This is a genomic window from Nostoc sp. NMS2 (assembly GCF_017115105.1).
Taxonomy (GTDB): Bacteria; Cyanobacteriota; Cyanobacteriia; order Cyanobacteriales; family Nostocaceae; genus Nostoc.
Genome location: NZ_JABXKH010000137.1, coordinates 52,634 through 65,040, shown reverse-complemented (window position 1 = coordinate 65,040; position 12,407 = coordinate 52,634). Strand labels below are relative to the sequence as shown.

The window sequence follows — 12,407 nt, the reverse complement described above, 5'->3', positions numbered from 1 at the left end:
GAGGCATTATTCTGGCGACTGACGCATGACGCATATATTCTGTTTTGATAAATAGGCGTTGCATATTTGCGGGATGATTTTACTATTTTGTGGGATGGGCAACATGAGCGTCCCTTGTATTTCCGGGCGGGCAGGATGCCCACCCTACAAGAATCATCCCTTAATTCAGCAACGCCGATAAATATTAAAGTGGCAAAAACGAAAGTGACACAATATACTTGTTGAATTGTCATCTGCCCAGTCTATTCAATACACATAACGACGCGCATCAAGACTAATTGACATTTTCTACCAAATTGGGGATAAAAGGCGCGAAATCCATACTGGATTGGACTTGAGTAAAATACTTGTTTAGGACGCGATGGGCTACGGTGGGGCGTAGCCCATCGCAATTTACTACGAAAAAATTAGGGTTAGACAAACATTTCAATTAGTCCGCGAACCGACAAAAGGAAACTTGACAACTCTTTAAAAAATTTTCTTTATACCATAAGAGCAAAAGTTATAAATTTTAAGAAATTGCTTATTATAGGCTATATTCAATTTTTATCTGATAAAAATACTTTTAATATCAAAAGGATATCTAAGTAACTTGCTGTTTTCTCTGTACACAGGAGCTAAGAGGATGTACGGTCTAGTCAACAAAGCAATTCAAGACATGATTTGCAAATACCACGGTGAGGATACTTGGGAAACTATTAAACAAAAGGCTGCACTTGAGGATATTGACTTTTTTATTGGGATGGATGGTTATCCTGACGATGTTACCTATTGTTTAGTTGAAGCCGCTTGTGAGGTATTGAGTATACCCGCACACGACATTCTGAAAGCCTTTGGAGAATATTGGCTTACCTATACTGCCGAAGAAGGCTATGGAGAGCTTTTAGCCAGCGCCGGAAACTCCTTACCCCAGTTTATAGAGAATCTTGACAACCTTCATGCTCGGGTGGGTTTGAGTTTTTCGGAACTTCGTCCCCCATCTTTTGAGTGTGAACACAACAGTGATAAATCTATGGATCTCCACTACCAATCTACTCGGAAAGGATTATCTCCAATGGTGATTGGTCTACTCCACGGATTGGCAAAACGCTTTGATACAAAGGTGGATGTTACCCAAATTAGTTTTCGTGAACAGGGAGATACTCACGATATATTCTCTATTAAATATAAAGATTCTCAGTCTGATGACAAATAATAATGCTATCTGGTCAAGGCAATTCAGTCTTAGTGCTGACCAATTTGCAGCATTGTTTCCCTTCCATCTGGTCATCGATCGAGAGATGAAGATTGTCCAGGCGGGTGAAGTGCTTCAGCGCATTTTAGAACCTATTAACATCCTCAATAGTTCCTTAGAAGAACATTTCCGCATCAATCGCCCCAACTGTCTAGTTAGTTTTGAAGCTATTTGTCAGCAAACGCGATCGCTCTTTCTCCTGCAATCCCACCACAAAGAAATGCAGCTAAAGGGACAGATAGTGTATTTAGAGGACGGCAATCATTTGGTATTTCTTGGCTCTCCCTGGATTACTGATATTACCGCTCTCAAAAAGCTAGAACTAAGCATTAATGATTTTCCTCTATATGATTCAGTTTCAGATTATCTGTTTCTCTTACAAGCTAAAAATTCAGCTCTTGCAGATGCCAAAAAACTAACCGCGAAACTCACAGAACAACGGGTAGAATTAAGAACCACAGCTTCTCGACTGACAAAGCTGATTGAAAGTTTACAGGTTGGTATTTTGTTAGAAGACGAGAACCAACACGTTGTTTTGGCAAATCAAGAGTTCTGTAACCTATTTGGTATTCACCCTGCTCCAGAAGCTTTACAGCGACTGGATTGTCGGGAAGCATCCCGATTGAGTAAACAACTTTTTGTTGAGCCAGAACGATTTATCCAGCGCTTAGATGAAATATTGAGCCAAGGACAAATAGTTCTCAATCAGGAATGGCAACTTCAAGATGGACGAATCTTTGAACAAGACTATGTACCTATTGTGGTTGAGCAGAAATTTTACGGTCATTTGTGGAAATATCGTGACATTACCCTCAGAAAACAATCAGAAAATGCCCTGAGATCGAGTGAAGAACAGTTAAAATTGGCGCTAGATGCAGTAGACGAAGGGCTTTGGGACTGGAGTTTAGCAACTGGAGAAGTTTATCGTAGCCCACGCTGGTACACAATGCTGGGTTATGACCCAGAGGAACTGGACGACAATATTAAAATTATTAATAAGTTGATCCATCCAGATGACCGACGCTTGGTGCAACAACGACTGATAGCTCACCTCAAGGGCAAAACACCTTACTATGAGGTGCAGGCACGCTTTCTGACAAAATCAGGAAAATGGAAGTGGATTTTGGATCGCGGTAAGTTGGTAAACCGTGATTCCCAAGGAAAATTCTTGAGAATAGTAGGAACTCATTTGGATATTACCGAACGCAAAAAAGCGGAAGAAGCTTTACAGGAGCAGTACCAACGCGCTCTTCTTCTCAAGCAAATTACTGAAGAAATTCGTCAGTCTCTGCAACTGGACAAAATTCTCCAGACAACGGTAACGGAAGTTAAGCGTATTTTGCAAGCCGATCGCGTTCTCATTTTCCAAATTAAACCTGATGGTTCTGGTGAAGTTGTTCAGGAAGCAGTAGTCCCGGAATGGTCAGTGATTTTAAACAAGGATATTTGTGATGATTGTCTTCAGGATAGATACTTAGATTTGTATCGTGACAGACGGATTACAGCCATTTCAGATTTAGGGCTAACAGAATTTAAACCCTGCGAAATGGAGCAGTGTCAGGTAAAATCCAATCTGATCGTACCAATTTTGGTGCGGAAAGATTTGTGGGGATTATTAATTCTCCATCAGCACAATTGCCCCAGGCAATGGACTGAATTAGAAATGGATCTGCTTAAACACCTAGCAGATCAAATGGGTATTGCTCTCACTCAAGCACAATTGCTGGCTAAGGAAACCCGTCAAGCCGATTTGTTAGCACAGCAAAATGAAGAGCTTAACCTTGCCAAGCAAGCAGCCGAAGCTGCCAATATGGCTAAGAGTAATTTCCTCGCCACCATGAGCCATGAAATTCGGACTCCGATGAATGCGGTCATCGGCATGACTGGATTACTTTTGGATACTCCCCTTAAACCTGAGCAACTCGACTATGTAGAGACTATCCGTAACAGTGGCGATGCATTATTGACTATTATCAATGATATTCTCGACTTTTCTAAGATTGAGTCTGGTAATTTAGAGTTGGAAGAACAACCCTTTGACTTGCAAGTTTGTGTGGAAGAAGCTCTGGATTTGCTCGCTCCGCAAGCAGCTTTGAAAGGCATCGAACTGATGTACGAATTGCAACCACATACACCAACTCTGATCGTTGGTGATATTACCCGCTTGCGCCAGATTCTCTGGAATTTAGTGAGCAATGCTGTCAAGTTCACGAATGTTGGAGAAGTCGTTGTGACGATCGCTGTACAGCAGCAAGTTCTCAAGCAGGAAGCCACAACTGCCGATTGTGTATATTACGAATTTCTATTTGCGGTGAGCGATACAGGTATTGGTATACCTAGCGATCGCCTAGATAGACTGTTTAAGCCCTTTAGCCAGGTCGATGCCTCCATGACTCGACGTTATGGCGGTACTGGCTTAGGATTAGCGATCAGCAAGCGCCTGAGCGAAATTATGGGGGGCAGAATGTGGGTGGAAAGTTCAACTGTTAAAGGTTCTACTTTCTATTTCACACTAATGTTGCAAATTGATTCTTCTGCCATTGATAATTCTTTGAGTACTTATCCAGAGCTTGTCGGCAAGAGATTACTGCTAGCAGCAGATAACGTCAATTTGAGAAAATGCTTAACCGGCAAACTTCAGAGTTGGGGAGTAAATGTCCAACCTGTAGAATTAAGTGCTGCCGTCCCATGCTTAATACAACATGCCTTTGACGTAATTATATTGGATATCGATAGCCCCCACCTGGATATCCTCGATTTGACGGCTCAAATTCGGGCTATACCCAGACATCAGGATTTACCTTTGGTGATGTTGAGTTTTAAAGGCAAGCAAACTTTAGAGGTAAGGCAGTTAGCCTCTGAGTTTACTGCCTTTTTGCATAAGCCTGTGCGACAGTATCAGTTACACAATACGCTCTTACAAATTGTGCGTGGTAGTTGGTCTACCCAACGAGTTGATTCTAAAATTAGCATTGCTTCTTACTCCCGTTTGCCTACACCAAATCTCCCAACAATTGATGTCCAGCTTGCCCAAAGTTTGTCACTCAAGATTCTCTTAGTTGAGGATGTGTTGGTAAACCAGAAAATTGCTCTGAAGATGCTGCAACGGTTGGGTTTTCGGGCGGATGTGGCTAATAATGGGGGTGAAGCTCTAGAAGCCTTGCAACGGCAACGCTACGATATTGTGTTTATGGATATCCAAATGCCGGAAATGGATGGCTGGGAAACAACTATTCGGATTCGCCAAGAATTCTCTCCTAATGCTCAACCCTGGATAACTGCCATGACTGCCCATGCCCGCCTAGAAGATCGTCAGGAGTGCTTAAGGGTCGGGATGGATGATTATATTAGTAAGCCGATTCGGATTGAGGCGCTGGAAGCGGTTCTGAAAAAGTTTGATATTCAGCAATGTCAAGATTCCGAGTCTCCCGATCTGATTGATTTACCTAAGTCTGCATTCCTCTCTGCATCTTCAGATCCCTATCTAGAAGAGGCAATCGACCAACGTTTTCTGCAAGAAATACAAAACATGGGAGGCAGTGATGATGAGCATCTAGTCGCTGAACTGATCCAAATTTACTTAGAAGATGCTGCTATTAGAATACAGACGATTAAAGAGGCCATTGCTGCTGAAGACCTAGCAAAGTTGCAAAAAGCAGCTCATGCTTTGCGATCGCCCAGTGTTAGTATTGGTGCCATTAAGCTGGGAAATATCTGTGAAACCTTAGAAAATGCTGCTAGAACTCAATCATTAGATCAGATTTCTGGGCTGATTAATCACCTAGAAAGTGAATATAAAAATGTCATTACGGCTCTTCAAAGCCTTTATTCTTTTTAAGAGATAGTGGTTTTCGGTCTAGTGAAGTACAATTTTGACCTCACTTCCATTCCTCTCTCCTAAAAGGCTACCAAAATCGTTAAAGATCCCCCTAAATCCCCCGATAAATTGGGGGACTTTGAAGGACTTTTGCCCCCCAATTTATCGGGGGGTTGGGGGGATCAAAAGATTGTAGGGCAATGTTAGAAGACTTGTGTGTACACCATAGCCTAAAAGGAGAGAGGCTTTGAATTGTTCCCCCTTCCCGCAACGGGTTGGAGGTTAGGTCTATTGGGAGCATCCCAATTTTGCTAAAAGGCACAGGACTGGCACAAAAACCCTGTACAAACATCTTTCCTTTGCGTTCTTTGCGTCCTTGGCGGTTCGTTATTTCATTCCTAGTCTAATTCCAAATACCCTATAAAAATACACTTGCACATTTGGGATGCTCCCGGTCTATTTGCATACCCGTACCTCACCAGATTGAAAATAGCTATATGACTTACGCATCTGGTATTTGCTGCGCCAAAATTCTGCCTGAGAAATTTAAAACCGCGTTTGATACTCCACTACTGCACGACTGTCATCAGTTAAATTAGTAGAAGCACGCACCCGAAATTCATCATTTATTCGGTAATTAACACCCCATTGAAAGGGGTCATTTGTTGTCAAAATCTTAATACTAGAAACAGATATTTTGGTAGAAATATCGACCCCAGCCTCGGCTGCTAATTCCAAAGTTGAACTGCTCCTTCCAGCTTCGGGATTCTCAGAAATAACGGTAGGGAATATTCGCAGTTCACTTAAGCCAAAGGTACTGCCAATCTGGTTAAAAGCAGACTGAAAATTATTGAACACAGCCGAACCTGCGATGTTAATCAGTCCCAAAGTACTGTCACCACGTCCTTGGGTGTCTACAAATCCACCTCCTAAAAGAGCAACAATTTCGGTTTGACTACGTGACGGACTGCTTGTTAATTCTAGATTTTCATTTAGTTTGCTGGCTAGACCGTTGATAGTGGCTTCGACTCGAACACTCTCTAAGGCTGATAAACCTGTGGAATTTACTTTACCAAAGTCATTACTTTGAGTTACGTCCAGTACTTTGGCAAATAGCCGAATATCTAAGTTGGGGTCGCGGGGTTCAGAGGGACTAAAAGTTGCGGTGTGTTTATAGCCACGAGCAAGGTTAAATTGGGTAGTAAATAAATTCACCCCTCCTTGTTCTAACTGGATAGTACCATCGGGTACAGGCTGATTGATCGAGCCGTTAACGATGAGATTACCAGTGGCGCGGAAGTTGAGAATAGGAGGACGGGTAATTTGGACGTTTTTACCGAGTTCTAAATCTAGATTATTAAATCTAGCAATACCTGACGGCAAGCCTTGAGCCAATCCATTTCCAATTTCAGCTTTACTCTGCTTATTCTCTTTTGTGGGTGATACACCGAGACTACTATTTGCAGATGAAGTCGCATCGGTAGATTCTGCCAGCAATACCTGACCATCAAATAAACTTACTTTACCGCCAATTACCGGGCTAAGGGCAGAACCAGTAATCTGCAAATTGCCGCTAGCGCCTCCCAGGTAAAGTCCCTTGAGATTCAACGCAAGCTTATCGAGGTTAACGGTTAAAGGATTGTTGATAGTTGCGTTCTCATTGTTAAAAATGGGAATTTCTCCAGCAGCCTCCACCTTCCCACGGCTAAATCTACCCTGAAGATTTTCTACTAAGATGCTGTCAAAATTAAACAACACTCTACCTGTGACATCTCTCAGCTTACCTGGTAAAGCCTGGGCTGAAAAAGTAGCATTATTGACAGTAGCAATTCCCTCTACTTGGGGTTTTTGCAATGTTCCGCGTACCTTCAGGTCTACTTCTCCTTCACCTTTTTCAAATACCACTTGATTAGTCAATGCGTTTAACAGTCCCAATCCCTCGTTTTCTAACTTCATATCCAAACTGATTTGCTCACTGTCTGGTGCTACGGTTGCAAAAGGCAATTTATAAGGGATACTGCCAGTAATATCAACAGGTTTTGGCCCGGCAACTGCTACAGTACTGCCAAAGTTTAAGCGTCCGTTGGCATAGCTAAAACTTGCCCTTGCTGATTCTATTGTTTTCTGATTCAATAATCCTTCTGTGATTTGCAATTCCCCTCTAGCTTGGGGATTAGCAATGCTGCCTGCTAAAGCTGCTGTACCGTTAAGATTCCCTGTAATTCCAACTGGCAGTTTGACAACATTATTCAGTAGTTGCACCGGAAAATTATTCACCCGCAACTGACCAGATTGTTCATCACCGCCAACGTTACCCGTAAAGGCAATTAACCTGTTTTGAGATTCTATTCGTAAAGGTCGCAAACTCAAAACACCGTTTTCAAAGTTGCCTTCGGCAATCACTTTGTCAGCAGTATAAAAACGATTTCGTTGTTCCTTTTTACCCCAAGCAAATTTTTGTCCATTCAAATTAAAATCCACTGATAATCCATTGGCTGTAGCTGTATTTACAGCCACTTCCCCATTAAAAGTCCCCTTTAAGTCTGCTAAATCTGGTATTGGAGTGGAATTAAGTCGCTGTTCTTGCTGTTCTGCTACCAAAGTTTCAATTTCAGAAAACCGTTGGATTTGGGTTAATAAGGGTTGATTTGGTACTCCTTGGGGGGTAGTGGTTAGATCCTCTGCTGTGCCGTAGATTGCTGCTGAACCACCTGGCAAATTTTGTAAATCAAATACCGGTGCTAAAGCTAAAACATCTTGGATCTCTCCCTGGTTGACGTTCAGTTTACCTTGTAGTTGAGGCCCTTTAGAGCTTTGGGCAAACGTACCGACAAGGGCATAGCTACTTTTTCCTTTGACAAATTCGCTACTGGTGAGTGTGGCTTTACCGTTACCGTAGCGGAATTGAGCAGCTATTCGATCGCCTTTAACTCGGCCAATTTGCGGATTAGCGATCGCTAAATTCCCCGTTGCTGCCCATGTCTGCTGATTAAACTGCAAATCCCCGGTTAACAACCCAGCTATCTTACCAGTACCCAACCGAGTAATGGGTGGCGGAGTCAAATTCAATATTTGTAAAGGGAAATTTGCAACTTTGAGTGCCCAGTCATTCCCTTGAACATTACCTGTGGCTGATGCTTCCTGCCATTTTACGAAGAAAGATTTCGGGCGATTATTGGCATCTAAATTAAAGGCCAAGCGATCTCTGCCGAGAAGCCCCTTCGGGTCTACGCTATTTCCCGCCAAATTTAAATTTAAACCGCGTCCCCGTGCTGAATCAATATTTCCAGTTAACAACGGCTCAAAAGCAATATCTTGAACAACTAAGTCTCGTAAATTAATTTGCCCTACCACATTTGGCAAGGGCAGCTTACCAGTGACTTGTCCATTAAAATCCACTTTACCCGCCACAGCAACCTGATTAGGAAGATTAATCGGTAACTGTTTTAGGTTATAATTCTGCGCTTGGACATTGAGATTTAATGCAGTAATTTCCGGTATACCCGCCTTTTTAGCATTGGCTAATATGTTACCAGTCACACTTAAACCGGGAGCAGTTGCTCGCTCAATAGTCAGCCTTTCACCACTCCAAGCGATCGCAGCCGTCAGGGGTTGCTCAAGACCAGGGATACCTTGGGATAATTGCACCTGTCCAGCAGCCCGCACATCTGCTAATTTTGACGATCCGACAGTGCCAGCTAACTGCAACTGACCGCCAAATTGACCCCGCAATTGCTGATTGAACCGATTTAATTCCACGCCAGAAGCATTAACTACAGCTTGATAGCGACCATTAGCCAATTGGATATTAGAAGCTGCGATCGTTCCACCTGCAACATCCAGCCGTCCTTGACCACTAGCTTGGATAGTTTGCGGTTGGAAGGATTTAACAGAACCCGCCACCTTTGCTTGACCAGTTAACACTCCCCGCAACTGCGGTGGTACTGCTGCCAACTGCTGCACAGGTACATTGTTTGCCTGAACTTGTGCCTGGTATACACCATTAGCCACTTGGATATTAGAAGCTGTAATTGTCCCACCCGCAACATTTACCCGCGCCTGACCACTGGCTTGAATAGTTTGCGGTTGGAAGGACTCAACAGAACCCGCCACGTTTGCTTGACCAGTTAACGTCCCTCGGAACTGTGGTGGTACTGCTGCCAACTTCTGCACAGGTACATTATTCGCTTGAACTTGCGCCTGGTATACACCATTAGCTACTTCAATATTTTTAGCTGTAATCGTCCCATCCACAACATTTATCCGTACCTGACCACTAGCTTGAATAGTTTCTGGTTTAAAAGAATCAACAGAACCTGCTACATCAAACTGACCACTTAACGCCCCTTGAAACTGCTTTGGTACTTTTGCCAACTTCTGTACAGGCACATTCTTAGCCTGAACTTGCGCCTGATACACACCATTAGCCACTTGAATATTTTTAGCTGTAACCGTACCACCACCAATAGCCAGGCTACCTTCACCATTGCCACGCATGGTTTTCAGGCTGAAATTATCTCTGTTACCTGCGATTTGGAACGTCCCCGCCAAAGGATTATCTAAAGCTGGGGGAGACTGTTTCAATATTTGCCCTAACCGTACATCATTAGCTACAAGTTGAGCCGAGAAACTTTGGTCTTGCAGTTGGATATTAGAAACTGCAACCGTGCCGCCACCAATTTGAACTCCTGCCCCATCACTGCGAATTGTGGCAATTTTAAATGGTGCTGTGCTGCCTGAGAGAATGAGACGACCATTAAACTGTGTCTTATCCAAAGAGACATTTTGCAGTTGACTTTTGTCTACAAAGGGTGATAATTTTACGCCAGAGGCAACAGCTACAGCTTGCCAACGCTCATTAAGATAACTACCAGTTGCCCGGACTGTGCCACCACTGACATTAAGAGCTACATTACGGAAAGAGACATTGCGATTTGGAGCGATCGCAACTTCGCCAGTGCCAGGGTAAGTTCCGTTAGGGGCTTGAAACTGTACCAAAGTTTGAACATTAGTAGGAGCGCCAGTTAATTGGGCTGTAGCAGAGACATTGCCGATTTGAAACGCAGGTATTGTTTCATAAACTTTTGCGATCGCATCCCCCGGAACATTCTTGGCAGCGAAATTTAAATCCAATCGCGGTGTTTTACCAAGTTGAATTGTGCCAGCGCCCGTGATTTCACCACCAACTTTAGCTTTACCTTGAATATCTTTTAGGGTAATTAAAGAGGAATTAGAACTAGTAACAAGCTCAAATTTACTACTAATACTATTAAAATCAACCTTATCAATGCGGGCAGTTTGGATTGTAGCAACTGTGCCTGAGAGAATTGGCTCTTTAGTCGATCCAGTCATCTGCAAAGAAGCTTGTACTTGTCCAGCGATCGGCACAGGTAGTTTTACCTTGAGGGTATTCTGGGCATTAGCCAAACTCACCGCATTTACACGCCCTATCAACTTAAAGCCTGCTTGAGTGTCGATGATTCCCGTAGCCACTACAGGAATTTTGCCGTAGTTGGTAGTAACATTGTTTAACTGCAACTCCGTTCCCTGAAAACGGAGATTTCCTTGGCTATTGCTTAACAATTGCGGGACTTTGGGTATTTGAAGTGTTACCCCTTGCACAACCGCATTGCCATACAATAAAGTCTGCTGTCCTGGTGTCAAGTGAACTAACAAGTCGCCATTGGCTCGACCCGCCTGTAAGTTCACTGGTAACTTAATCAACCGAGTAATATCCGCAGCCAGCAAATCTTGTGCTTGCAACTGAAAGTTGCCCGCTAGCACCCTAGAACGTGTCTCTCCCTGAATAGAAATATTGCCACCACTGTCTGCTTGCCCGCCCACTTCAAACCGAATCAACTCGTTGTTTGCTAAAAGTTGTGCAGATCCATTCAGTTGAGAAAATGTTACAGGGGATGAGGGGGATGAGGGGGATGTTGCTCCCCCTTCTCCCCCTTCTCCCCCTTCTCCCCCATCTCCCCCATCTCCCCCTTCTCCCAATACTCTCCCCTGCGGCATCAAGGCCAGCTTGGCATTACGAAACCGCAAAAAGTCCAAATCAGTTTTAATGGCACTGCCTCCACCTGACGATGCGATGCTAGTGGAAACCCAGCGCCCTTGCTCATCCTGCTGAATATAAATATCTGAGTTGACTAAGGTAACATCAAGCTTGAGGTGGCGGTTAAAGATTAGTTGTAACGGGTTAAAACCTACCTCCACAGATTCGATTGTCGCCCGATCTGGATCTGTGGGTGTGGCTGGGATAGCTGAAGCCCCAAACTGCACTCCCGTTAACGAAAATTGTGTGACTTTTCCCAGTTTTACCGGACGGTTGAGTGTAGTAGTCAGACTTTGTTGTGCCAACGGCGTTAACTCTGTTTGGACAAAAGTCCACAACCGCCAAATACCGATGATAACTCCTAACAGTAAAAGTCCACTCAAGGCAATGCTACCCCGACTCAACACCAGCAACCACAGACGCTTGCGGTTAGGGGACGGAGAGAGAATATCTTGATTGGGAGATTTAGTCATTTGCTTTCACTGTATTAATTGCCGGATGTCGCTGGCACAGACAAGCATTAACTGACACATTGATTCAGTATGCCATTTCCAGGATACGCCAACTAAACCCAATACCTCATTAGTTGAGTTACGGTATTTGCTTGGAGCGATCGCCAAACATAATCTACTATTAGCGATCGCTTCTTAGTCGGATTATATGGCTATGATGACATCGGCGCGAAAGAAGTGCCTACTGCAAAGCATTCAGTTCCAGATTAACCCGCAAGAGCGATCGCGTGTTAGTCAGGATTTGGCAGTTACAAGACATTGAAAGAGATGTACCTTTGATTCAACAGCTTGGAACTTTCAGCACCTTCCAAGCTGACTGATTGCCAATGGAACCTTAGCCAATGCTGTTGTACACCTTTCTTACGCGATCGCGGCTATCTTCATAAAGACCATCTAAGATAACCAGACGACTTTATACATTTCAATTAAGACCAACAAACTAAATGTATCATTAATACTCCGCTTTCTCTTGATTTTTTAAAATTAAACTCTTTCGTTCTCATTTACTTTAGATTAATTTCATAAAGTTTGGTTTAGTAATTCAGTAGATGCTGTTTTACTAGTTCAGTAAATATTGGGTTATCACATACTCCAAAATAAGCCTACATTTATCTTAATGCTTTCTGATTCGCTGTAGCGCCGAAGTACAGCAATGAATAGTTTTGCCTCATTGATAAATTTAATTTATGCATCTACTATCCATTTGTGAATCTTCAAATAAAGAAGATTTATATAAAGCTTTTAGAGAAAGTGATTGCCCTGCATTTAAGAGAATATTAATATTGT

3 protein-coding genes are annotated in these 12,407 nt (G+C 43.2%); 2 read left to right on the top strand and 1 reads right to left on the bottom strand.

From position 1 onward, the window contains the following. Window positions 1–625: 625 nt before the first annotated feature. Together HWQ36_RS24770 and HWQ36_RS24765 are read left to right on the top strand one after the other, a co-directional pair. Window positions 626–1,195 (top strand): heme NO-binding domain-containing protein, encoded by a 570-nt coding sequence (locus HWQ36_RS24770; protein WP_292707618.1) that lies wholly within the window; start codon window positions 626–628, stop codon window positions 1,193–1,195. Then, window positions 1,185–5,072: a response regulator gene (locus HWQ36_RS24765; RefSeq protein WP_292707615.1), complete on the top strand. Its 3,888-nt coding sequence runs from the start codon at window positions 1,185–1,187 to the stop codon at window positions 5,070–5,072. Before HWQ36_RS24770 ends, HWQ36_RS24765 begins: the two co-directional genes overlap by 11 nt. A gap of 525 nt (window positions 5,073–5,597) precedes the next feature. On the opposite strand, the gene HWQ36_RS24760 is transcribed toward HWQ36_RS24765, so the two are convergent. Further along, a complete protein-coding gene (locus HWQ36_RS24760) occupies window positions 5,598–11,582 on the bottom strand; it encodes a translocation/assembly module TamB (RefSeq protein WP_292707612.1) in 5,985 nt (1,994 codons plus the stop codon). Between the last annotated feature and the right edge of the window lie 825 nt (window positions 11,583–12,407).